This window comes from Pseudomonas sp. ADAK2 (genome assembly GCF_012935755.1).
Taxonomy (GTDB): domain Bacteria; phylum Pseudomonadota; class Gammaproteobacteria; order Pseudomonadales; family Pseudomonadaceae; genus Aquipseudomonas.
On record NZ_CP052862.1, the window covers coordinates 6,305,547 to 6,328,697 of the forward strand.

Here is a 23,151-nt window from a genome sequence, read left to right on the forward strand (position 1 = left end):
CGCAAGGCCTTCGACGAATTTGTCTCGCTGACCCAGGCCAAGGACCTGGCCCTGGAAATGGCCAGTTGGTCGGTGTCCAGCGTGGCCAATAACCTCGATGTGTTGCAGGCGGGCCTCGCCGACGATGGCGCCTACGCCTTGAAGGAGTCCGAAGGCAAGGACGGTGCGCAATTCATCGAACAGGCCAATCAGGTCAGCCAGGTCTCGCGGTTGATGTTGCAGGCCATGAACGAGGCCCGGGTACGCCTCGACCAGAGTCGCAAGGGGGATGACGACAGCGCCGGCAAGGGCAAGATCGAGCAGGCCGACCAGGCGCTGACCCAGGCCGAACAGCTGAAAACCACGGTCAAGGATGAGGGCTATCAGACCGTCCTCAATGAGGTGTCCGGTCATATTGCCAGCTTCAGCGAGAAGCTCACCGAATACACCGGGCTGCTGGCCCAGGAAAAAACTGTCTACGAACAACTGCACCAGCGCGCCGGCCAGGTGGTGGAGCGGGTGGACCAGGCCTATGGGGCCGAAGACGGGGCGATGCAGGTCGAGCTGAAAAAGAATTCGTTGTTGATCATTGGCTCTTCGGCGCTGGCGTTGTTGGTCGGGCTGATCGCCGCGTGGGTGATTACCCGGTTGATCGTCGCACCGTTGCGCAGCGTGATCCGTGTTGCCCAGCAGATTGCCGCCGGTGATTTGAGTGCCACGGTGGAAGTGACCCGTCGCGATGAAATCGGCCAGTTGATGCTGGCGATGCAACAGATGGGCGCCGGGCTGAGCAGTATTGTCAGTGGTTTGCAGGCAGGTATCGAGCAGTTGGCCAGTTCTGCGCAGTCGCTATCGGCGGTGACCGAGCAGACCAATCTGGAGGTCAGCAGTCAGAAGGAAGAAACCGAGCAGGTCGCCACGGCGATGAATCAGATGACCGCCACGGTGCACGACGTGGCGCGTAATGCCGAAGAGGCCGCTACGGCGGCGCAGACGGCGGATGACAAGGTCGAGAGCGGTCAGCAGGTGGTGCGCCAGAGCATGGCGCGTATCGAGCAACTGGCGGATTCGGCGACTTCGGCCAGTTCGAGTATCGAGAGTCTGAGTGCGGAGATCCAGAATATTGGCACGGTGCTCAGTGTGATCAAGAGCGTGGCTGAGCAGACTAATTTGTTGGCGCTTAATGCGGCTATCGAGGCTGCGCGGGCGGGCGAGCAGGGCAGGGGTTTTGCGGTGGTGGCCGATGAAGTGCGGGCGTTGGCCAAGCGTACTCAGCAGTCGACCGAGGAGATTGAGCGGCTGGTCAGTGCCTTGCGCTCGGCGGCGCAGTCGTCGGTGCAGCAGATTCAGAACAGTGGTGAGTTGGTGAAGTTGGCGGTGAGTGATGCGCTGCAGACCGAGAGTGCGTTGGGGAGTATTGCGGCGGCGGTGTCGTTGATTCAGCAGATGAATCAGCAGATTGCGGCGGCGGCTGAGGAGCAGAGTTCGGTGGCTGAGGAGATTAATCGCAGTGTGACGAGTATTCGGGCGAGTGCGGATCAGTCTTCGTTGGCGATGCAGGGGAATGCGGCTTCCAGTATTGAGTTGGCGCAGTTGGGGATTGAGTTGAAGGGGATGGTTGGGCACTTTCGGCTTTGACGCTTTTCCTTGGCGGCCTTTGGGCCGACCAGGTTCTTGTTGGTTGAGTACATATCCGTTGCTGCGGTTACGGCCACTTACGGTTCCGCTCTTACAGCGGGTCACTTTTGGCAAACGCCCCAAAAGTAACCAAAAGGCCTCGCCCCGGCGTCCGGCCCCTCGCTGAGGCTCGGCGTTCCCTCGCTCCGGTCCTGCTCCGTGGGCCCGCCGCCATCGGCCATCCATGGCCGGGGGCGGCTAGCCCGGCATCCATGCCGGGCTGCCCACTACGCAGAACCTCCACTCGGCCTCCCGAAGGGGCGGGTAGATCAAAAGCAGGCGAGCTAACGCTCGGCCTAATGAGTGGTGTACGCCGCTCTGTTGTTGCGGTTGACGGCGTTACCGTTCTTCGCGGGCAAGCCTCGCTCCTACAGGTTTTGTGTCTACCGCATTACCTCGATGCCCCCAAAACTCTGTAGGAGCAAGGCTTGCCCGCGAAGGCGGCCTGACAGCCACCCCATTACCATCGGATGTACCAATCCCCGTAGACGCCGCCGAAGGCTGCGATCTTTTGATCTCCCCCCACCAAATCCAAAGCAAAAAAAAAACCACCTCTCGGTGGCTTCTTCCCTGACTGGTTCAATCAGTCGTAAATCGCTTTCTTTTTCCAGTCGGCATCAGCCTCGACGTCCTTCAACCCTTCGGTCAATTGGTTGACTTCGCCTTCTGCCGGGGCGGTTTGGTCCATGACTTGGGCGTTGGCGCGGGCCAGGAGTTTTTCCAGGTATTCGAGTTGTTCGGCGTAGAGCTGCGGTTCCTGTTGCTTGCGCAGGTATTGCACACCGCGTTCGAATGCCAGGCGGGCCTGGCCGGGCTGGTTTTGTTGCAGGGAGTGCTGGCCGAGGTTGTTGAAGAACTCGATGTGCAGCAGGACCAGGATGTGGCGGACTTCGCGGATCCAGCGCTTGGCTTCGTTGGTCGGCAGGAAGCCGTCCTGGGCGGCGCGGGTGATCTGGCCGTGCAGGGCTTCGAGCAGGAAGCGCACGTCCTTGGCCTTGGCTTCGGTCTGGATCGGTGCCGGCGGGTTGTTGACCGGGATCGATTCGCCCTGGGCGACCAGGGTGTTCAGTTCGGCGATGCGGGCCTTGACCGAAGCGTTGGTTTTTTCCAGGTGCAGCAGGCGCTGGCAGACGTTCAGCTCCAGACGGGTCAACAACAGCTTGAGTGCAGGTGTCATCAACTGACCGGGGAAGGTCTCGGTGATTTCGCCGCAGCGGCGCAGGCGGTCGTTGAGTTCAACCTTGGTACGGGCCTTTTCCAGCTTATTGTTTTCCACCACATGGTTCATGTAGCCAATGGCGATCAATAGTGCGATCCCGGCTACGACTAGCAGGGTGATCATGAGTGGTGTCACCGGTAAGACCTCTTTATAGGGTTCGCGTGCGAGTGTAGTGGCTTGGCAGGAAGGCGCATAGGGCCGCTCGACGAGTTGAATCGGCCACGACTCTTCTTATATCGGCCGTAACCCTGCTTATATAAGTAACAGCGTGCATGGTGCACATTGCCATCATTGTGGCGTGGGTGGACTATAGCGCCTTGGCGGGTGCCGGAATATAGGCGTCAAACACCGGGCGACGGAAAACCCCGATTCGCCGCTCAAAGCAGGGCGAAGTCATTGATTTAAATAAATTTATATCAGGGGGTTGACGACCCCTCAATCCATCCATAGAATGCGCGCCACTTACAGCGTAAAGCACACAGCGAAACGCGGTAGGGAGTGAATGTTGTACGTGTGTCCCCTTCGTCTAGTGGCCTAGGACACCGCCCTTTCACGGCGGTAACAGGGGTTCGAGTCCCCTAGGGGACGCCATATGCGGGAATAGCTCAGTTGGTAGAGCACGACCTTGCCAAGGTCGGGGTCGCGAGTTCGAGTCTCGTTTCCCGCTCCAATTTTAAACAGCGTTGCTTTCGGGCAAGGCTGAGTGAAACCAGAACCGACATCTTCGGATGCGGATTTGGGCACTGAAATACACACCATGTGTTTCAGTTAGCGTGTCCCCTTCGTCTAGTGGCCTAGGACACCGCCCTTTCACGGCGGTAACAGGGGTTCGAGTCCCCTAGGGGACGCCATTTGCGGGAATAGCTCAGTTGGTAGAGCACGACCTTGCCAAGGTCGGGGTCGCGAGTTCGAGTCTCGTTTCCCGCTCCATATTCAACAAAAACGCCGCTCAGTGATGAGCGGCGTTTTTGTTTGTGCGTTTTTTGTTGAAACCTCAAGGATTCGGACCCGCCAGAGCAGCGGGTCCGAACGTGCGATCAGAGTTTTGGCAACTGTCCGACGCGGCCCATCATCTCGGTCACGATCTGCAGGTCCAGCAGGAACTGGTCGACGGTCTTGAACTCGTTGTCGGTGTGGCCGGTGTATTTGACCTCAGGTCTGGCCAGGCCGAATTGCACGCCATTGGGCAGTTCATGGACGGACGTAGCGCCGGCAGACGAGCCGAACTTGTGTTCCATGCCCAGGTTTTCCGTGGACACGGCCAGCAGCGCCTTGACCCATTCACCCTCAGGATTGCGGTACATCGGCTCGGCGATCGAGTAGTCGAAGGTCGCCGCTACCTGGGTTTTCTTGGTCCAGGCGCCGATCTTTTCAGCAATTTTCGCCTTGAGCGCTTCCGGGGACTCGCCCTTCGGCACACGCAGGTTGACCGCAAGCTTGAAGGTTTTGTCATCCATCCCGACAAAGGTCAGGGACGTGGTCAGCGGACCCATGAAGGCATCGGAGAAGCCGACCCCCAATTTGCCACCCAGGTAATCCAGGCCCCAGTTATCGGCGGCATAGCGGGCGGCGTCGGTGATGTGGTTGTGCTTGAGCGCGACTTTGCCATCTAGGCTATTGATGAAAACGAGCATCCTGGCCACCGGGTTTACACCGGACTCGGGCTCGGAGGAGTGAGCGGAAACGCCGGTGACCGTCAGCTTGACGTTCTTGCCGTCGACCTTGGCGTTCACTTCGAAGTGACCGCCGTTGCCGCTGTTGCGCTTGGCATAATCAGCCCCGGCCTTCTGCAGGCTGGCAGCCAGTTCGGCGGGTTTGTCAGTGACCAGGGTAGCGACGGAAGCCGAAGGAATCTGGTTGGTCGCCATGCCGCCGGTCATTGAGATGATTTCGGCGCCTTTGCCTTCGCCCTTGCGTACGGCGAATTTCGCCATGACGGTGCCGTAGCCTTTCTCGGCAATCACCACCGGGTAACCGCCATCCAACGCCAGGTTGTAGTTAGGCGTCGGGTTATGTTCGAAGTAATAGGGAATGGCGTCGCCGGTGGTTTCCTCGGTGGTATCCACCAGCAGCTTGAAATTCCTGGCCAGCGGCAGCTTCTCTTCCTTAATGATCTTCATCGCGTACATCGCGACCACGATGCCGTTCTTGTCATCTTCGGTGCCCCGGCCATACATGCGGTCGCCGATCAGGGTGACTTTGAACGGATCGAGTTTGGTGCCGTCCTTCAGAACCCAGTTCTCCGGCGTCACGGGCACCACGTCGGCATGGGCGTGAATGCCCACGACTTCATCACCGCTGCCTTCGAGGGAGATTTCATAGACGCGGTTGTCGATGTTGCGAAAGTTCAGGTTGAAGGCCTGGGCCAGGCTTTTGATCTTGTCGGCGATCTTGATGAATTCAGGGTTGTCGTGCTGGGCGACTCCTTCGACCTGGAAGGTCGGAATTTCCACCAGTTCGCGCAAGGTCTCGGTGGCCGCGCTGCCATATTTCACCCGCGCATAAATCCCCAGCAGGCGTGTGATCTCGTTCTGCTGTTCGGCAGAAAGGGTTTTGTTGCCGAGGAAGGCGCTGATGGCCGGGCCGAGGTTGGCGGTCTTCGCCAGGTCGCTCTTGGCCACGCCACCCAGGAACTGCCTGAAATCCGTGACTGAGGTTTCACTGAAAGACTTGAGGAGGGTCGCGCTCTGTTGCGGGGTGATGTTGGCATGCGCCAGCGTGGCGAACGACGACAGGCTCGCCAGTATCAGGGTAGTCGCGGCCAGTTGCTTGAGAGAAAAATCCATTGCTGGGGGCATTCCTTCGCAGGTAGTGAGTAGGAGATTTCTGATCGAAGAATCAGAAAGGTTTCCAAACTAACACCACGGGGAAGCAGTAGGGGAGCCCCAGAAGTGGGAACTGTCGCACAGAACCGCAAAAGCGACGCAGAAACGAAAAAGGCCCGCCAGTCTGACTGAGCGGGCCTTTTGTATGGGCGCGGGGCTACATCGACAGAATCAGGCGCCCGGCAAACAGGATCAGAATCACCCCCATGGTGCGTTCGAACCAGTGCCCCATGCGCATGAACAACAGCCGAATCCGGGCGCTGGAAAAGAACAACGCGACGATCACAAACCACAGCGCATTGACGAAGCACATCCACAAGCCATACAGCGCCTGGATCTGCAGCGGTGTCGTGGCGCTGATGATGGTGGTGAAGATCGCCAGGAAAAACAGCGTGGCTTTCGGGTTGGTCGCGTTGGTCAGGAAACCGGTGGTAAACGCCTTCAACAACGTCTGTTCCACCACCGGTTCGTCGGCGGCTTTGTCGCCTTCCAGTGCAGTCTTGGGCTTGCTGCGCAGCAGGCTGACGCCGAGGTACAGAATGTAGGCACCGCCCACGACCTTGGCCACGGTCAATAACCACGGCGTGGTGTGCATTAACGCGCCGACGCCAAGCAGGGTGTAAAGCACATGCACGGAAATCCCCGCACCGATGCCCAGCGCGGTGCAGATGCCCACCAGCCGGCCGAAGCGCACGCACTGGCGAATGGTCACGGCGAAGTCCGGTCCGGGTGCGACTACGGCCAGAAAGTGGATGGTCGCCAGCGCCAGAAACTCGCCCAGGTAATTCGAAAGCATCTCAACTCCAAAAGGTAAGGGGTGAAGCATTGCCGCGATAACCGACAAAGAACGAAAGGCTCAAGCGCGGATCGGCCACGCCTGGGGTCACCGAGTGCATGCAGCGCGAATTGAACATGATGAAATCGCCCGGATCAGGGCGAATCTCCAGGGTCGGAGGGCCAAGCAGGGCCGGATCGATGCCGTAGCTGTCGCCACGCATTTCATCGAAACGGTCGGGGGAAATGTCGTGGTCCCACATCTGCAACGCACCGCCCTCGGTGGGCATGTTCAGGTAAACGTTGCAGGCGAATTGCGCCTCCAGGCTGCGGGCCTGAAAACTGTCCGGGGCATCCTTGGCAAAAATGTCGTGATGGGCGAGAAAGCACACGCCAGGTTTCACAACGCGTGATAGCCCGACATACATCTTGCGCCCGTAGAGGTTCTCCAGATGGGCACCCGCCGGCCAGGACTCGTCGAGCATGCAGCGCAGGGTGTCGACCGGGGACGAGTAGGGCGCACAGCGGTTGCGCAGTTCCTCGATGTTGCGGGTGGCGCGTTCGAAATAGTCTTCGATCAGCAGCGGCTGGTTTTCCGCTTCGTAGAACGCCATGCCGATGCGACCGATGCTCGGTGCATTGATATAGCCTTCGAAGCCCGGCGCAAGAATCTTGTCGCCAATCTGCACCGCCAGCGGTTGAGGCAAAAAGCCTTTGACGCGGATGGCGAGGACTTCTTCGTTGGCCAGTTTTTTTATGCACGTCTCATCGAGACGCTCGACGTCAAGCATCATGGTTTAGGTCCATCTATCGAGTAGTCAACGGAGCCCGCGAATGCACGCTCCCCCGGCGTCAGGCGATGACGGTGCCGACATCGCCAACAAGCTCAGTCCACGTGGTAGTGGACGGACAGCGTGCCCTTTTTCTGTGAAAGGGAGTCGATCGTGACCGTGCCCAAATCCTTCAGGCTCCGTACATGGGTGCCACCACAGCCGTAGGCGGGCAATTCGCCGAAACCGATTTCCCGGGCACCTTCGCGCAGCGAGGTCAGGCGCGGCAGGTCGTCGGCGATCCACTGTGCGATGCCGTCTTGAAGAGTCTGGGCCTCGACCTCTTCGGCCGAATCCGTCGGTTTGAACTGCACGCGACCTTCGCCCGGCCAGTGGTGGGCCTTGATCGGCATCCAGCCCAGTCCCTGGACGAAGTGGCCGATCAGGTGACCGGCCGAATGCATGCGGGTATTGAATTGGCGGCGTTGTTCATCAACCCGGATCTGGGTCATGCCGATTTTTACCGGCCGGTCGACGTAATGGACGATCCGGTCTGGATCCTGGGCCACCCGCAGCACCTGGCTTTCACCGATCCAGCCGGTATCGAAGGGCTGCCCACCGCCTTGGGGGTGAAACAGGGTGGCGCGCAAAACGACCGCGAATTCATTCTCGTGGGGCGTGCAATCCAGGACTTCCACATCGGCCTTGAGGTCATCACTATGGAAAAAGAGGCGAAGCGTCATATTCCATGCCCTTATAAAGATTCTATTTTTATTATATGAAGCGTGGAATTGCGTGATAATCCGTCCAAACATCAAAGGACTGTTGCGCTGTGAGCATAAATCTACCGCTGCCGCTGCTGGGTGAGATGGCGATTTTCGTCAAGGTTGTCGAGACCGGCAGCTTTTCCGAAGCGGCACGTCAGCTGGGCTCATCGCCCTCGGCGGTCAGCCGCAGCATTTCGCGCCTGGAAAAAGCCCTGGCCACCCGGTTGCTGCAGCGCACCACACGCAAGTTGCGCCTGAGCGACGGCGGCGAAGAGGTGTTCAAGCGTTGCCAGGAGATGGTCAGCGCGGCCAAGTCGGTGATGGAAATCAGCGGTCAATTCACCCACGAGGCTGAAGGATTGGTGCGGGTCAGCGTGCCCAAGGCCGTGGGACGATTTGTGATTCACCCGCATATGCCGGAATTTCTGCGGCGTTATCCCAAAGTCGATGTGGAACTGTTGCTCGAAGATCGGCAGGTGGATTTGATCGATGACAACGTTGATCTGGCGATCCGCATTACCGATCGCCCGCCCGCAGGGCTGGTTGGACGACAGTTGCTGACCATCGACCACTTGCTCTGCGCAACGCCGCAATACCTGGCGGAACACGGAACGCCGGCGCATCCCCATGACTTGCTCAATCACAGTTGCATCTACCTGGGCGAAACCCCGAGCGATGCGCGCTGGAAATTCAAGAAAGGCAGCAAGGCCGTGACCGTCGGCGTGCGCGGGCGTTATGCCGCCAATCACACCGGTGTGCGATTGGGCGCGGTGTTGCAGCACATCGGCATTGGCAGCCTGCCGTACTTCACCGCTCGGTATGCATTGGAGCAAGGGTTGATCGTGCAGGTGTTGCCCGACTGGACTTTTCTGGCTTCGTACCATGGCGGCGCATGGTTGCTGCACTCGCCGACGCGTTACCTGCCGCCCAAGCTGCGGGTGTTTATCGATTATCTGGTGGAGTGCCTGGAGAAAGAGCCGACGCTGAGTAAACCGGGTAAGCCGGGCAAGGTCGCGGCGGAGTATGAGTTGCCGGAGAGTGATGGGTTGCTCTGACCGGCCCATTCGCGGGCAAGCCTCGCTGACGCCACAAAAAAAAGGCCCGCATGAATCATCATGCGGGCCTTTTGTATTCCTGATCCGGGATCAGTGCTTGCTGTCGTCCTGCGACATCGCCAGCAATTGTTTTTCCTGGTTCCAGTCGAACGGTTCGTCGTTCTGTTCCGCTTCGAAACGACGCTCTTCCAGGGCCTGATACAAGTCGATTTCATCATCGGGCATGTAGTGCAGGCAGTCGCCGGCGAAGTACCACAACAGGTCGCGCGGTACCAGGTGGGCGATTTGCGGGTAGCGGGTGATGACCTGGCAGAGAATGTCCTGGCCCAGGTATTGGCTTTCGATCGGATCGACCGGCAGCAACGCACGCAATTCGTCGAAGCGCTCCAGGAACAAGGCATGGCTTTCTTCGGGAACCTGTTCGGCCTCACCTACGGCGACCAGGATGCTGCGCAAGTGGTCCAGCAAGACGAGATGATCGGCAACGACATTGGACACGAGATAAGTCCTCAAGAGCAAAACGGGCGCGGGAGTATAAAGCCCCCACGCCTGTTTTTACAGGATCAGCGGACCTTTCCGTCGGCCAGCGCCAGCTCTTCCTTGTCGAAATCATCGACATCGATCACCTTGCGCCGCGCCACTTCGGCGTCGCGCAGGGTCTGCGCCTCACCCGGTTGCAACACTCCAGCTTCCAGTGCGGCATCGATGGCGTGTTCCCCGGCGGCCGGTTTGACCTGGCCGCTTTTGAGCGCCACGTGCAGCTTCTTCTGCAACGGTTGCGCCGCGTTCAGCAGGTTGCAGGCGTGTTGCAGGGCACCAACGGCATCCTCGGCCGATTGCGGACGGTAGCAACCGCCGAGCAACTCTTCGAGGGTCGGATCGCCCTTGGCCCGGCCAATGACTGCGGCCACTTCGGCGCCGAGTTTGTCCGATGGCCCTTTGTGACGACGACCGAACGGGAACACGATCACCCGCAGCAGGCAACCCAGCACCTTGTTCGGGAAGTTGGTCAGCAGTTCATCCAGCGCACGCTCGGACTGACCGAGGCTTTCTTCCATGGCCCAGTTGAACAGCGGTGCCATGTGGTCCGGTGAATCGAGGTCGTGGTAACGCTTGAGCGCAGCGGAGGCGAGGTACATGTTGCTGAGCACATCTCCCAGGCGTGCCGACAGGCGTTCACGACGTTTCAGTTCACCGCCGAGCAGCATCATGCTCAGGTCGGCCAGCATGGCGAACGCCGCAGCCTGACGGTTGAGGGCGCGGAAGTAACCTTGGCTAAGCGAGTTGCCCGGCGCCCGATCGAAATGACCAAAACCCAGATTCAGCACCAACGTGCTGGCGGCGTTGCTCACGGCAAACCCGATGTGCTTGAGCAGCAGGCCATCGAATTCGGTAAGCGCCTGATCCTTGTCTTCACGACCGGCGAGGGCCATTTCCTTGAGCACGAACGGATGGCAGCGAATCGCGCCCTGGCCGAAGATCATCAGGTTGCGCGAAAGAATGTTCGCGCCTTCCACGGTGATGAAGATCGGCGCGCCGTTCCAGCTGCGACCGAGGTAGTTGTTCGGCCCCATGATGATCGCCTTGCCGCCATGCACGTCCATGGCGTGGCTGATGCACTCGCGGCCGCGTTCGGTGAGGTGATACTTGAGAATCGCCGACAGCACCGACGGCTTCTCGCCCAGGTCCACTGCATTGGCGGTGAGCATACGCGCGGCGTCCATCATCCAGGCATTGCCGCCGATACGGGCCATGGCTTCCTGAATGCCTTCGAAGGCAGACAGCGGCACATTGAATTGTTCCCGCACTTGGGCGTACTGGCCGGTGACCAGACTGGTGAACTTCGCCGCGCCGGTACCCACCGCAGGCAAAGAAATCGAACGGCCTACCGACAGGCAGTTCATCAGCATCATCCAGCCCTTGCCGAGCATTTCCTGGCCGCCGATGAGGAAGTCCAGAGGGATGAACACGTCCTTGCCGGAGTTCGGGCCGTTCATGAACGCGGCGCCGAGTGGCAGATGACGACGACCGATTTCAACCCCGGCGGTGTCGGTCGGGATCAGCGCCAGGCTGATGCCCAGGTCTTCCTTGTCGCCCAACAGATGATCCGGGTCATAAGCCTTGAAGGCCAGGCCGAGCAGGGTGGCCACCGGGCCCAGCGTGATGTAGCGCTTTTCCCAGTTCAGGCGCAGGCCAAGGGTTTCCTGGCCTTCCCATTCGCCTTTGCAGATCACCCCGGTGTCGGGCATCGCGCCGGCATCGGAACCGGCCAGTGGACCGGTCAAGGCAAAGCACGGAATGTCATCGCCGCGGGCCAGGCGTGGCAGGTAATGGTTGCGTTGTTCGTCGGTGCCGTAATGCAGCAACAGTTCGGCGGGGCCGAGGGAGTTGGGCACCATCACGGTGGAGGCGAGGTCGCCGCTGCGGGTCGCCAGTTTCATCGCGACCTGGGAGTGAGCATAGGCCGAGAAGCCTTTGCCACCGAACTCCTTGGGAATGATCAGCGCAAAGAAGCCGTTTTCCTTGATGTGCGACCAGGCTTCTGGCGGGAGGTCCATGTCCTGGCCGATCTGCCAGTCGCTGACCATGGCGCACAGCTCTTCGGTCGGGCCGTCGATAAAGGCCTGTTCCTCTTCGCTCAGTTGCGCTTTTGGATAGGACAGCAGTTTGTCCCAGTCCGGACGGCCGCTGAACAGTTCACCGTCCCACCACACCGTGCCGGCATCGATCGCGTCGCGCTCGGTTTGCGACATCGGCGGCAGGGTTTTCTGGAACCAGCTGAACAGCGGCGCGCTGAAGTATTTGCGGCGCAGGTCAGGCAGCAATAGCGGTGCCGCAACGGCGGCAATCAGCACCCAGAGCACCAGCAGCAACCAACCCGGCGCATGGCTGAAGGCGCCCATTGCCACCACATAGACCGCAACGATGGTCAACGCCGGCAGCGGGGCGATGCGGCGGTGGGCCAACCAGGCGATGCCGACGATCAGAACCAGTATCCACAACAACAGCATATTTAATCCTCCGTGAAACCAGGGCAAAACCAACGTTCAGAGCTTAGACGGCATCCGTAATTTCGGGTGGTCAGAGCAATGTGATTGAAATCGTGGGAAACCTTGGATGGGTTTTGTAAGACCTGTTGGCAACCGGCCTCGGAAATCGTTCGCAGGGTAAGCGGCAAAGCGCCCATGTTTGGCCGAATCGTCGTTATCTCTGTGCTGAAGGTGCCGTTAGACTCGAGGCTCCCCCAGGAGATCGTCCTCATGCACGAGTATCTGCGTCCCGGCCGCTTCATCGATAGTGACCACCCTGCGGTGGTGGAGTTCGCGGAAAAACATCGCGGTGTCAGTCGCGATCCGCGCGAGCAGGCGATCAATCTCTATTACGCGGTGCGCGAGGCCGTGCGCTATAACCCTTACACCTTCAGCCGCGACCCAGACACCTTGCGTGGCAGTTACGCATTGGCGACCGGCGAAAGTTATTGCGTGCCCAAGGCCACGTTGCTGGCCGGGTGCGCCCGGCATTGCGGGATCCCGGCACGCATCGGCCTGGCGGACGTTCGCAATCACCTGTCGACCCCGCGCCTGCTCGAACTGCTCAAGAGCGATGTGTTCGCCATGCACGGTTATACCGAGCTGTACCTGAACGAACGCTGGGTCAAAGCCACGCCGGCGTTCAATCAAGGCTTGTGCGAATTGTTCAATGTCGCGCCGCTGGAATTCGATGGCGTCAACGACAGCGTGTTCCATCCCTTCAACCGCGACGGCGAGCAATTGATGGAATACCTGGTGGACCACGGCCAGTTCCCTGATGTGCCCGAAGCGTTCTTTTTCGAACACCTGGAAAAGTGCTACCCGCACCTGTTCGGCGAACAATTGCCGGTGCTGTTGGGGGACATGCAGAGTGATTTGAGTCGCGCCTGATCCGGCGTATGCTGCCTGCGCATTCATCCATAAAGAGGCGGTCATGCTGAAGATCTGGGGTCGGAAAAACTCGTCGAATGTCAGGAAACCACTGTGGGCCGCCGAGGAACTTGGCCTGGCCTATGAAGCCATCGATGCCGGTGGCGCCTTCGGTGTGGTGGACACGCCGGAGTACCGCGCGATGAATCCCAATGGTCGCGTTCCGGTGATCCAGGACGATGGTTTTGTGCTGTGGGAATCCAACGCCATCGTGCGTTACCTGATGGCGCGACATGCCAACGAAACACACTGGTATCCGCAAGATCTTCAGGCGCGGGCATCCGCCGACAAATGGATGGACTGGACCACTTCGAGCTTCGCCGGCCCATTCCGCACTGTGTTCTGGGGCGTGTTGCGCACGCCGAAAGAGCAGCAAGACTGGTCTGCCATCAACGCCGCGATCCAGGAATGCAACGATTTGCTAGCGATGGCCGATCAGGCGCTGGCTGCCAAGCCATATCTGTCCGGCGATGAAATCGGCATGGGCGATATTCCCCTTGGCAGCTTCATTTATGCCTGGTTCGAGATGCCGATCGAGCGCGCGCCGCAGCCGCATTTGGAAGCCTGGTATGCGCGACTGAAGCAGCGCCCGGCGTATCAGAAAGCCGTCATGACCGCGTTGACTTAATACTCACTATCGACACACTTGACTGTACTTGTGTGGCGGTGACAAGCACCATTGCGTCCATGCGCCGTGGTTGTATTGATCACCGCCCGCCCTTATTTATTCCTTTCCTTCCTTCTTGGTGCGTATCCCGATATGAGTTCCGCTCTGTCCATCCGGCAGCTAACCAAAACCTACGGCAACGGTTTCCAGGCCTTGAGTGGTATCGATCTGGACGTCGCCGAAGGTGACTTTTTCGCCTTGCTCGGCCCTAACGGCGCCGGCAAATCCACGACCATCGGCATTCTCTCGACCCTGGTGAACAAGACCACGGGCACGGTGAATATCTTCGGTCACGACCTGGACAAGAATCCTGCGCAGCTCAAGCGCTCCATCGGCGTGGTGCCGCAGGAATTCAACTTCAACCAGTTCGAAAAGACTTTCGACATCGTTGTGACCCAGGCCGGTTACTACGGCATCCCGCCGAAAATCGCCAAGGAACGCGCCGAGCAATACCTGACGCAACTGGGCCTGTGGGACAAACGCGATGTGCCGTCGCGCTCGTTGTCCGGCGGTATGAAGCGGCGCCTGATGATCGCCCGCGCCCTGGTTCACGAACCGCGTCTGCTGATCCTCGACGAACCGACGGCGGGGGTGGACATCGAGTTGCGTCGCTCGATGTGGACCTTCCTCACCGAGCTGAACCAGAAAGGCATCACCATCATCCTCACCACCCATTACCTGGAAGAGGCTGAGCAGTTGTGCCGCAACATCGGGATCATCGACCACGGCACCATCGTCGAAAACACCAGCATGAAGCAGTTGCTCAGCCAACTGCATGTGGAAACCTTCCTGCTCGACATCAAGAACACCCTGGGCGTGGTCCCGCAGTTGCTCGGTTATCCGACGAAGCTGCTCGACAGCCACACCCTGGAAGTACAGGTGGACAAGGCCATGGGCATCACCGCGCTGTTCACCCAGTTGGCGCAGCAGAACATCGAAGTGCTGAGCCTGCGTAACAAAACCAATCGCCTCGAGGAGTTGTTCGTGTCCCTGGTGGAGAAAAATCTGTCGAAGGTGGCGGTATGAGTTCCGAGCTGCAACCTAACCTCGTTGCCCTCAATACCATCGTTTACCGTGAGGTAAGGCGCTTCACTCGGATCTGGCCGCAGACCCTGCTGCCGCCGGCCATCACCATGGTCCTGTACTTCGTGATCTTCGGTAACCTGATCGGCAAGCAGATTGGCGGCATGGGCGGCTTCACTTATATGGAGTACATCGTGCCGGGGCTGATCATGATGTCGGTGATCACCAACTCGTACGGCAACGTGGTGTCGAGTTTCTTCGGCAGCAAGTTCCAGCGTTCCATCGAGGAATTGATGGTGTCGCCGGTGTCGCCGCACACGATCCTGATCGGCTACACCCTGGGCGGCGTGCTGCGCGGGTTGATGGTCGGGATCATCGTGACCATCCTGTCGCTGTTCTTCACCGATTTGCAGGTGCATCACTTGGGCGTGACCATCCTGGTGGTGGTACTGACGGCGACGATCTTCTCGCTGCTGGGCTTCATCAACGCGGTGTTTGCGCGCAACTTCGATGACATCTCGATCATCCCGACCTTCGTGCTGACACCGCTGACGTACCTGGGCGGGGTGTTCTACTCGATCACCTTGCTGCCGCCGTTCTGGCAGACCGTGTCCCTGGCCAACCCGGTGTTGCACATGGTCAACGCGTTCCGCTACGGCATCCTTGGCGTGTCGGACATCAAGATCAGCGTGGCGATCACCTTCATGCTGGTGGCGACCGTGGCCTTGTACATCGGTTGTGCGCGGTTGCTGGTGAGTGGGCGCGGGATGCGGACCTGATCCAGGACCGAGGCGCCAGCCCAGACACCGCATAAAAAAACGGCCTCCCAAGCGGAGGCCGTTTTGCATTCCTACATCCGGTTTTTCCTGCGCCGCTTCCATTGCCGTCCGACCCACCAACGCCAATACATCATGGTCAGGCAATACGCCAGCGCCCCAAGCACCAACCCCGTCACCACCGAACCAAGCAAAAACGGCTGCCACAACGTCGAGAGTTCGCCGCTGATCCACTCCCAGGTCAACTCGTCCGGCAGATGACGAGCGGGCACGTCCATCAACCAGGCCCCGGTCTGATACGTACAGAAGAAAACGGCAGGCATGGTGATCGGGTTGGTCAGCCAGACCAGGCTCACCGCAATCGGCATATTGCCGCGGACCATGATCGCGAGGATGGCGGCAAGGAGCATTTGCAGCGGAATCGGCAGGAACGCCGCGAACAGCCCGACGGCCATCGCCCGAGCCACCGAATGACGATTGAGGTGCCAGAGGTTGGGGTCATGCAGCAGGGTGCCGAGAAAGCGTAAGGATTTGTGTTCCCTGATGCTGGTCGGGTCTGGCATGTAGCGTTTGAATAAGCGCCGGGGCATAAGGCTTCTCGGTCGGTTCAGGCGGCAAGTATGTCTGGATTCTATTAGCCGCCCATTCAGACTTTGTGACAATTGATAACCGCGCCCGTGCGCCGCCTCGACTATGCCTTGGAAGGGGACTCTCAAGGACGGGCTTATGCGCACAGGGATGGTAGCGCTGGCGCTCGGGTTGTTGGCGCTGCGTTTTTTACCGGCATTACCGCCGGTCTGGTTATGGCTGTTGCTGCCGGTGGTGGGTTTGATGCTGCTGCCGTTTCGCACTTATCCGCTGGCGTTTTTCCTGTTCGGCTTCAGTTGGGCCGGCGGGAGTGCGCAGTCGGCACTGGATGATCGGCTATCGGCAGGCCTGGACGGCGAAACCCGCTGGGTGGAAGGCCGGGTCAGCGGTTTGCCGCAAAACAACGAGACAGTGGTGCGTTTCGAATTGACGGATGCGCGTTCGCGACACGGGGCGGTGCCGTCGCTGATGCGCCTGGCCTGGTACGGCGGACCGCCGGTCAACAGCGGCGAGCGCTGGCGCCTGGCGGTGAAGTTGAAGCGCCCGACCGGGCTGATCAATCCCCATGCCTTCGATTACGACGCCTGGCTGCTGGCCCAGGGCATCGGCGCCACCGGCACGGTGAAGGATGGCCGGCGCCTTTCACCCGCCCGCTGGGCCTGGCGCGACGGCATCCGCCAGCGTTTGCTCAGTGTCGATGCCCAAGGGCGAGCCGGGGCATTGGCGGCGTTGGTGCTGGGCGATGGCGCCGGGTTGAGCCGCGACGACTGGCAGGTGTTGCAAGACACCGGCACCGTGCACCTGTTGGTGATTTCCGGGCAGCACATCGGTTTGCTGGCAGGCTCGGTGTACCTGCTGATCGCCGGGCTGGCCCGTTATGGCCTGTGGCCGAGACGTTGGCCCTGGCTGCCGTGGGCATGTGGCCTGGCGTTCGCGGCAGCCCTCGGTTATGGGCTGCTGGCCGGTTTCGAAGTGCCGGTGCGGCGGGCCTGCGTGATGATCGCCCTGGTGCTGTTGTGGCGCCTGCGCTTTCGTCATCTGGGGGCGTGGTGGCCGCTGTTGCTGGCGTTTGATGGCGTGTTGCTGCTGGACCCGCTGGCGAGTCTGCAACCGGGTTTCTGGTTGTCCTTTGCTGCTGTAGCGGTGCTGATTTTCACCTTCGGCGGTCGACTGGGTCCGTGGCGCTGGTGGCAAACCTGGACCCGCGCCCAATGGCTGATCGCTATCGGTCTAGGCCCGCTGCTGCTGATGTTGGGGTTGCCGGTCAGTGTCAGCGGGCCGCTGGTCAATCTGCTGGCGGTACCGTGGATCAGTCTGCTGGTATTGCCTCCAGCCTTGGTCGGGACAGTGCTGTTGCCGGTGCCTTACGTAGGGGAAGGGTTGCTGTGGCTGGCGGGCGGTCTGATCGACTTGCTGTTCAAGGGGCTGGCGCTGATGGCGAATCCGTTCCCCGCGTGGGTGCCGGTGGCGGTGCCATTGTGGGTCGGAGCCATCGGCGTATTGGGCGCCTGTCTATTATTGATGCCGCGAGGCGTGCCGTTGCGCCCATTAGGTTGGCCAATGCTGTTGCTGCTGGTCTTCCCGCCGCGCGACGAAGTGCCCGAAGGCCTGGCCGAGATCTGGCAACTGGACGTCGGCCAGGGCTTGGCGATCCTGGTGCGCACTCGCCAACACACGCTGCTGTATGACGCCGGCCCGCGCTTCGGTGATTTCGATCTTGGCGAGCGAGTGGTCCTGCCGTCATTACGCAAACTGGGCATAAACGGCCTCGACCTGATGCTGATCAGTCACGCCGACGCCGACCATGCTGGCGGGGCTCGTGCAATCAATGAGGGGTTGCCGGTGGCGCGAGTGATCAGCGGCGATCCGCTGGCGCTGCCCGTCGAATTACACGCCGAAGGCTGCGAGAGCGGTCGGCAATGGGGCTGGGATGGCGTGACGTTCCAGCTCTGGCAATGGTCCTCGGCCAGCGAAAGCAATCAAAAGTCCTGTGTCCTGCAGATCGAAGCCAACGGCGAACGCTTGCTGCTGACCGGCGATATCGACATACACGCCGAACGCGCACTGCTGGACAGCCCTTTGGCGCAGCCCACCGATTGGTTGACAGCGCCGCACCACGGCAGCCGCAGTTCCTCATCCATGCTGCTGCTCACCGCGTTGCAACCCAAAGCCGTGCTGATCTCCCGCGGCCACGGCAATTCCTTCGGCCACCCCCATCCCACGGTGATGGCGCGTTATCGCAAGCGTGGCCTGCGCATCTACGACAGCGCCGAGCACGGTGCCGTCCGTCTACTGCTGGGAAGCTTCGAGCCACCGCGGACGATGCGTCAACAACGGCGCTTCTGGCGCGATGCGCCGGCGGCGGACAAATGACCTGCCAGACGGGATGCGACATCCCGGTCTTCGGTGCGCCGACCCCCTATGTTAGAGTGGCGCACTTTTTCGAGGGGACTGTCACTGTGTGGGAATTGGTCAAATCCGGCGGCTGGATGATGCTGCCGATCATTCTGAGTTCCATCGTAGCCATGGCAATCGTTGCCGAACGCCTGTGGACCCTGCGCGCCAGCCGTGTGACCCCGGAGCATTTGCTCGGGCAGGTCTGGGTCTGGATCAAAGACAAACAACTCAATAAAGAAAAGCTCAAGGAACTGCGCGCCGACTCGCCGTTGGGCGAAATCCTCGCCGCCGGCCTGGCCAACTCCAAGCATGGTCGCGAGATCATGAAAGAGTGCATCGAAGAAGCCGCCGCCCGGGTTATCCACGAGCTGGAGCGCTACATCAATGCGCTGGGCACCATCGCCGCCATGGCCCCGTTGCTCGGGTTGCTCGGGACGGTGCTGGGCATGATCGATATCTTCAGCTCGTTCATGGGCACGGGCATGACCACCAACGCCGCAGTGTTGGCCGGCGGTATTTCCAAAGCCTTGATCACCACGGCTTCGGGCCTGATCGTCGGTATCCCGTCGGTATTCTTCCACCGCTTCCTGCAACGCCGGATCGATGAACTGGTGGTGGGGATGGAGCAGGAAGCTATCAAGCTGGTTGAGGTGGTACAGGGCGACCGTGACGTGGACCTGTCCGAGGGCAAAAAAGCGTGAAATTCCGCCGCAAGCAACGGGAAAACATAGACATCAATCTCGTGTCGCTGATCGACGTGGTGTTTGTCCTGCTGCTGTTTTTCGTGGTGACCACCACTTTTACCCGGGAAACCCAGTTGCGCGTCGAACTGCCGGAAGCGGTCAGCGGCTCGCCGGCTGAAGACCAGCAGGTCAAGCAACTGGATGTCGCCATCAGCGCCGAGGGCGTGTTTTCGGTCAACAATCAGTTGTTGCCGAAGAATGACCTGGCCAGCCTGATGGATGCCTTGCAGAAAGAATCCAACGGCGACACCAACTTGCCGCTGTCCATCAGCGCCGACGGCAAGACCCAGCATCAGTCCGTCATCACCGCCATGGACGCGGCCGGCAAGCTCGGTTTCAGCCACCTGCGCATGACCACGGTCGAGGCGGCGCCGCCCGCTCCCTGATGGCCATGTCCGATCGTTTGCTCGCCGCGTGGTACGCCGGTCATCCCGCCCTGAAGCTGTTGCAGCCGCTGGAATGGCTGTATCGGCGCGTGGTCGTTGGCAAGCGCCAGCGTTTCCTGGCGGGCGAGGGTGAGATTTACCAGCCACCAGTGCCGCTGATTGTGGTCGGCAACATCACGGTGGGCGGTACGGGCAAGACGCCGCTGATTCTGTGGATGATCGAGCATTGCCAGCGCCAGGGTTTGCGCGTTGGTGTGGTCAGCCGTGGTTACGGCGCCAAACCGCCGCAATTGCCGTGGCGGGTCGAGGCCGATCAAGGCGCCGACATCGCCGGCGACGAGCCACTGTTGATCGTCCAACGTACCGGCGTGCCGTTGATGATCGACCCGGATCGCAGCAGCGCCGTCAAAGCCTTGTTCGCCAGCGAACCGCTTGACCTGATCCTGTCCGACGACGGCATGCAGCATTATCGGTTGGCCCGCGACCTGGAACTGGTGCTGATCGACGCCGCCCGGGGCCTGGGCAATAAGCGCTGCCTGCCCGCTGGCCCATTGCGCGAACCGATCGAGCGTCTGCAAAGCGTCGACGCCGTCCTCTACAACGGCGCCGCCACCGATCGCGACGACGGTTTTGCCTTCCAGCTGCAACCCACGGCGCTGATCAATCTGAAAACCGGCGAACGCAAGCCACTGGATCACTTCCCACAAGGCCAGGCACTGCACGCCGTGGCCGGGATCGGCAATCCCCAGCGTTTCTTCAACACCCTCGAAACGCTACACTGGCAGCCAATACCCCATGCCTTTGCCGACCACGCCGAGTACAGCGTGCAGGCCTTGAATTTCACACCGTCATTGCCGTTGGTGATGACCGAAAAGGATGCGGTGAAGTGCCGTGCCTTTGCCGCCGCCGATTGGTGGTACCTGGCGGTCGATGCTGCACCATCGCCGGCCTTCGTGGCCTGGTTCGATACGCAGCTGATGCGCCTGTTGCCGGCTCGTCTTTTGCCTTAAAACCGTTTTTATCCAGGGAATGTTCATGGACACCAAATTGCTCGACATCCTCGCTTGCCCGGTCTGCAAAGGCCCGCTCAAGCTCAGCGCCGACAAGACCGAGCTGATCAGCAAGGGCGCCGGCCTGGCGTACCCGATTCGCGATGGCATCCCGGTGATGCTCGAAACCGAAGCCCGCACCCTGACCACCGACGAGCGCCTGGATAAATGACCACAGCCTTTACCGTTGTCATTCCCTCGCGTTACGCCTCCACCCGTTTGCCGGGCAAACCGCTGCTGCTGATCGCCGGCAAGCCGATGATCCAGCACGTCTGGGAACAGGCGAGCAAAAGCAGCGCCGAGCGCGTGGTGGTTGCCACGGACGATGCGCGCATCGTCGAGGCCTGCAAGGGGTTTGGCGCCGAAGTGGTGCTGACCCGCGAAGACCACAACTCTGGCACTGACCGTCTGGCCGAAGTTGCGACGAAACTGGGCCTGGTGCCCGACGCCATCGTGGTCAACGTTCAGGGCGACGAACCGCTGATCCCGCCAAGCGTGATCGATCAGGTCGCCGCCAACCTCGCGGCCCACACCGAAGCGCGCATGGCCACCCTGGCCGAGCCGATCGAAGACGTGGAAAGCCTGTTCAATCCCAACGTGGTCAAAGTCGTCAGCGACCTCAATGGCCTGGCGCTGACCTTCAGTCGTGCCACCTTGCCGTGGGCTCGGGACGCATTGGCCAAGAGCCGCGATCAGTTGCCGGAAGGCGTGCCGTATCGCCGCCACATCGGCATCTATGCCTACCGCGCCGGTTTCCTGCATGACTTCGTCAGTTGGGGCCCGTGCTGGCTGGAAAACACCGAATCACTGGAACAACTGCGCGCCCTGTGGCACGGCGTGCGGATTCACGTCGCCGACGCGCTGATCGCACCGCCCCACGGTGTCGACACCGTCGAAGACCTTGAGCGCGTTCGTCGCCTGCTGGAGGCCTGATGCGGGTTCTGTTCGTCTGCCTGGGCAATATTTGCCGTTCGCCCACGGCCGAAGGCGTGCTGCGGCACAAACTGCGTGAGGCCGGGCTGGCCGGGCAAATCGAAGTGGCTTCCGCCGGCACTGGCGACTGGCACGTCGGCAAGGCCCCGGACAAACGCAGCCAGGCTGCGGCCAAGTTGCGTGGTTATGACCTTTCAGCCCAGCGTGCGCAGCAAGTCAGTCGTGCGGATTTCGCCACTTACGACCTGATCCTGGCGATGGACAACAGCAATCTGCGCAACCTCAAGGCCCTGCAACCGGCCAAGGGCAAGGCTGAGCTGGATCTATTCCTGCGTCGCTATGCCTCTGAAATCGACGAAGTGCCGGACCCGTACTACGACGGCGACCAAGGCTTCGAGCAAGTATTGGATTTGATCGAGCGCGCCAGTGATCTGCTGGTGATCGAGCTGAAGGGACGCTTATGAGTTTGCAGGTCCAACCCCAGGTTTCGCTCAAACCGTTCAACAGTTTTGGCGTGGATGTCCGGGCTCAGCTATTTGCCGAAGCCCACAGCGATGCCGAAGTGCGTGAAGCGCTGGCCTATGCCGTGGCGCATGACGTGCCGTTGTTGGTGATTGGCGGCGGCAGCAACTTGCTGCTGACCGCCGATATCCAGGCCTTGGTGTTGCGCATGGCCACCCGTGGCATTCGCGTACTCAACGATGACGGCAGCCAGGTGGTGATCGAAGCCGAGGCCGGCGAGCCTTGGCATCCGTTTGTGCAACACACCTTGGCCCAGGGCTTGTCGGGGCTGGAAAACCTCAGCCTGATCCCCGGCACTGTCGGCGCGGCACCGATGCAGAACATCGGCGCTTACGGCGTCGAGATCAAGGACGTGTTCGCCGGCCTCACCGCGCTGGATCGTCAGACCGGCGAACTGCGCGACTTCACGCTGGAAGAATGCAACTTCGCCTACCGCGACAGCCTGTTCAAACAGCAGCCGGGACGTTGGTTGATCCTGCGGGTCCGGTTCACCCTGAACCGCACCGCGCATTTGCATCTGGAATACGGTCCGGTGCGTCAGCGCCTGACCGAGCAGGGCATCGATCAGCCGACGCCGACCGATGTCAGCCAGGCAATTTGCAGCATCCGCAGCGAAAAACTCCCGGACCCGGCTGTGCTCGGCAATGCCGGCAGTTTCTTCAAGAATCCGTTGGTGCCAGCGGCGCTGGTGACCCGGCTCAAGCTTGAATACCCGGACCTGGTGGCCTATGCGCAACCGGACGGGCAGATGAAACTGGCGGCGGGCTGGCTGATCGAGAAGGCCGGCTGGAAAGGTTTCCGTGACGCGGATGCTGGTGTGCATAAATTGCAGGCGCTGGTGCTGGTCAACTACGGCGGCGCGACCGGTCTGCAACTGCTGGCGCTGGCGCAACGGATCCAGGCAGACATTTCGCAACGCTTCAGCGTTGAGCTGGAAATGGAGCCCAATCGCTATTGAGGCTACGCTTTCAGGATCGACTTCGAAGCCCTGCACACTTCAAATGTGCAGGGCTTTTTTGTTAATGCTGGGTTAACTTAGCCC

The 23,151-nt window shown here is 60.4% G+C and carries 22 protein-coding genes, 4 tRNA genes and 1 pseudogene; 19 read left to right on the forward strand and 8 right to left on the reverse strand.

The features are described from left to right. Positions 1-531: 531 nt before the first annotated feature. Both HKK52_RS33100 and HKK52_RS33105 read left to right on the forward strand, forming a co-directional pair. Positions 532-756, forward strand: a pseudogene (locus tag HKK52_RS33100) (HAMP domain-containing protein); the annotation flags it as partial. Further along, complete coding sequence (locus HKK52_RS33105; RefSeq protein ID WP_375538749.1) at positions 754-1,617, forward strand: methyl-accepting chemotaxis protein; 864 nt, start codon at positions 754-756, stop codon at positions 1,615-1,617. The pseudogene HKK52_RS33100 and the gene HKK52_RS33105, both read left to right, overlap by 3 nt. Positions 1,618-2,239: 622 nt before the next feature. On the opposite strand, the gene HKK52_RS28995 is transcribed toward HKK52_RS33105, so the two are convergent. Next, positions 2,240-2,998 carry a hypothetical protein gene (locus tag HKK52_RS28995; RefSeq protein ID WP_178117470.1) on the reverse strand — a complete coding sequence of 253 codons (759 nt, stop codon included), beginning with the start codon at positions 2,996-2,998 and terminating at the stop codon, positions 2,240-2,242. Between the two features lie 392 nt (positions 2,999-3,390). On the opposite strand from HKK52_RS28995, the gene HKK52_RS29000 reads away from it, so the two are divergent. The 4 genes from HKK52_RS29000 (at position 3,391) to HKK52_RS29015 (ending at position 3,805) form a co-directional block, all read left to right on the forward strand. Next, positions 3,391-3,466, forward strand: a tRNA-Glu gene (locus HKK52_RS29000). Between the two features lie 3 nt (positions 3,467-3,469). Next, positions 3,470-3,545 (forward strand) — tRNA-Gly (locus HKK52_RS29005). Positions 3,546-3,650: 105 nt separating this feature from the next. Further along, positions 3,651-3,726: transfer RNA gene (locus HKK52_RS29010), tRNA-Glu, on the forward strand. A gap of 3 nt (positions 3,727-3,729) precedes the next feature. Further along, positions 3,730-3,805 (forward strand) — tRNA-Gly (locus HKK52_RS29015). Between the two features lie 107 nt (positions 3,806-3,912). Here the strand turns inward: HKK52_RS29015 and HKK52_RS29020 are convergent. The 4 genes from HKK52_RS29020 to HKK52_RS29035 form a co-directional block, all read right to left on the reverse strand. Further along, on the reverse strand, positions 3,913-5,661 hold the full coding sequence (locus tag HKK52_RS29020) for a dipeptidase (RefSeq protein WP_169373590.1): 1,749 nt from the start codon (positions 5,659-5,661) through the stop codon (positions 3,913-3,915). Between the two features lie 196 nt (positions 5,662-5,857). Next, entirely contained in the window at positions 5,858-6,496 is a 639-nt protein-coding gene (locus HKK52_RS29025; RefSeq protein WP_169373591.1) for a LysE family translocator, read from the reverse strand. A gap of 1 nt (position 6,497) precedes the next feature. Next, positions 6,498-7,268, reverse strand: coding sequence for a 2OG-Fe(II) oxygenase (locus tag HKK52_RS29030; RefSeq protein WP_169373592.1), 771 nt, complete (start codon positions 7,266-7,268; stop codon positions 6,498-6,500). Positions 7,269-7,360: 92 nt separating this feature from the next. Then, positions 7,361-7,987, reverse strand: a complete 627-nt coding sequence (locus tag HKK52_RS29035; RefSeq protein ID WP_169373593.1) for an alanyl-tRNA editing protein — start codon at positions 7,985-7,987, stop codon at positions 7,361-7,363. Positions 7,988-8,076: 89 nt separating this feature from the next. On the opposite strand from HKK52_RS29035, the gene HKK52_RS29040 reads away from it, so the two are divergent. Next, a complete protein-coding gene (locus HKK52_RS29040) occupies positions 8,077-9,066 on the forward strand; it encodes a LysR family transcriptional regulator (protein WP_169373594.1) in 990 nt (329 codons plus the stop codon). A gap of 90 nt (positions 9,067-9,156) precedes the next feature. Here the strand turns inward: HKK52_RS29040 and HKK52_RS29045 are convergent, their stop codons facing one another. After that, on the reverse strand, positions 9,157-9,564 hold the full coding sequence (locus HKK52_RS29045) for a PA2817 family protein (RefSeq protein WP_054051726.1): 408 nt from the start codon (positions 9,562-9,564) through the stop codon (positions 9,157-9,159). Between the two features lie 65 nt (positions 9,565-9,629). After that, complete coding sequence (locus HKK52_RS29050) at positions 9,630-12,077, reverse strand: acyl-CoA dehydrogenase (RefSeq protein WP_169373595.1); 2,448 nt, start codon at positions 12,075-12,077, stop codon at positions 9,630-9,632. Between the two features lie 249 nt (positions 12,078-12,326). Here HKK52_RS29050 and HKK52_RS29055 point away from each other — a divergent pair, with 249 nt between their 5' ends. The 4 genes from HKK52_RS29055 to HKK52_RS29070 all read left to right on the forward strand — a co-directional run bounded on the left by HKK52_RS29055 (position 12,327) and on the right by HKK52_RS29070 (position 15,494). Then, complete coding sequence (locus HKK52_RS29055) at positions 12,327-12,986, forward strand: transglutaminase-like domain-containing protein (RefSeq protein ID WP_169373596.1); 660 nt, start codon at positions 12,327-12,329, stop codon at positions 12,984-12,986. 43 nt (positions 12,987-13,029) lie between these two features. Continuing rightward, positions 13,030-13,653, forward strand: coding sequence for a glutathione S-transferase family protein (locus HKK52_RS29060; RefSeq protein WP_169373597.1), 624 nt, complete (start codon positions 13,030-13,032; stop codon positions 13,651-13,653). Between the two features lie 132 nt (positions 13,654-13,785). Next, the gene (locus HKK52_RS29065; protein WP_169373598.1) at positions 13,786-14,718 is read left to right on the forward strand and encodes an ABC transporter ATP-binding protein; all 933 of its coding nucleotides are present in this window, start codon (positions 13,786-13,788) and stop codon (positions 14,716-14,718) included. Further along, entirely contained in the window at positions 14,715-15,494 is a 780-nt protein-coding gene (locus HKK52_RS29070; protein ID WP_169373599.1) for an ABC transporter permease, read from the forward strand. The genes HKK52_RS29065 and HKK52_RS29070 overlap by 4 nt, the downstream gene beginning before the upstream one ends. Positions 15,495-15,565: 71 nt before the next feature. Here the strand turns inward: HKK52_RS29070 and HKK52_RS29075 are convergent, their stop codons facing one another. Beyond that, positions 15,566-16,081 carry a DUF2062 domain-containing protein gene (locus HKK52_RS29075; protein ID WP_169373600.1) on the reverse strand — a complete coding sequence of 172 codons (516 nt, stop codon included), beginning with the start codon at positions 16,079-16,081 and terminating at the stop codon, positions 15,566-15,568. A gap of 136 nt (positions 16,082-16,217) precedes the next feature. On the opposite strand from HKK52_RS29075, the gene HKK52_RS29080 reads away from it, so the two are divergent. The 8 genes from HKK52_RS29080 (at position 16,218) to murB (ending at position 23,067) form a co-directional block, all read left to right on the forward strand. Next, positions 16,218-18,452 carry a DNA internalization-related competence protein ComEC/Rec2 gene (locus HKK52_RS29080; protein ID WP_169373601.1) on the forward strand — a complete coding sequence of 745 codons (2,235 nt, stop codon included), beginning with the start codon at positions 16,218-16,220 and terminating at the stop codon, positions 18,450-18,452. An 86-nt stretch (positions 18,453-18,538) separates the two neighbouring features. Beyond that, a complete protein-coding gene (locus HKK52_RS29085; protein ID WP_169374308.1) occupies positions 18,539-19,177 on the forward strand; it encodes a MotA/TolQ/ExbB proton channel family protein in 639 nt (212 codons plus the stop codon). Continuing rightward, positions 19,174-19,605 carry an ExbD/TolR family protein gene (locus tag HKK52_RS29090; RefSeq protein WP_169373602.1) on the forward strand — a complete coding sequence of 144 codons (432 nt, stop codon included), beginning with the start codon at positions 19,174-19,176 and terminating at the stop codon, positions 19,603-19,605. Before HKK52_RS29085 ends, HKK52_RS29090 begins: the two co-directional genes overlap by 4 nt. Next, entirely contained in the window at positions 19,605-20,615 is a 1,011-nt protein-coding gene (gene lpxK, locus HKK52_RS29095) for a tetraacyldisaccharide 4'-kinase (protein ID WP_169373603.1), read from the forward strand. Before HKK52_RS29090 ends, lpxK begins: the two co-directional genes overlap by 1 nt. Positions 20,616-20,640: 25 nt before the next feature. After that, positions 20,641-20,826, forward strand: a complete 186-nt coding sequence (locus HKK52_RS29100) for a Trm112 family protein (protein WP_007945752.1) — start codon at positions 20,641-20,643, stop codon at positions 20,824-20,826. Continuing rightward, positions 20,823-21,587 (forward strand): 3-deoxy-manno-octulosonate cytidylyltransferase, encoded by a 765-nt coding sequence (gene kdsB / locus HKK52_RS29105; RefSeq protein ID WP_169373604.1) that lies wholly within the window; start codon positions 20,823-20,825, stop codon positions 21,585-21,587. Before HKK52_RS29100 ends, kdsB begins: the two co-directional genes overlap by 4 nt. Then, positions 21,587-22,051, forward strand: a complete 465-nt coding sequence (locus HKK52_RS29110; RefSeq protein ID WP_169373605.1) for a low molecular weight protein-tyrosine-phosphatase — start codon at positions 21,587-21,589, stop codon at positions 22,049-22,051. Before kdsB ends, HKK52_RS29110 begins: the two co-directional genes overlap by 1 nt. Beyond that, positions 22,048-23,067 carry a UDP-N-acetylmuramate dehydrogenase gene (gene murB, locus HKK52_RS29115; protein ID WP_169373606.1) on the forward strand — a complete coding sequence of 340 codons (1,020 nt, stop codon included), beginning with the start codon at positions 22,048-22,050 and terminating at the stop codon, positions 23,065-23,067. Before HKK52_RS29110 ends, murB begins: the two co-directional genes overlap by 4 nt. The last annotated feature ends 84 nt before the right edge of the window (positions 23,068-23,151 follow it).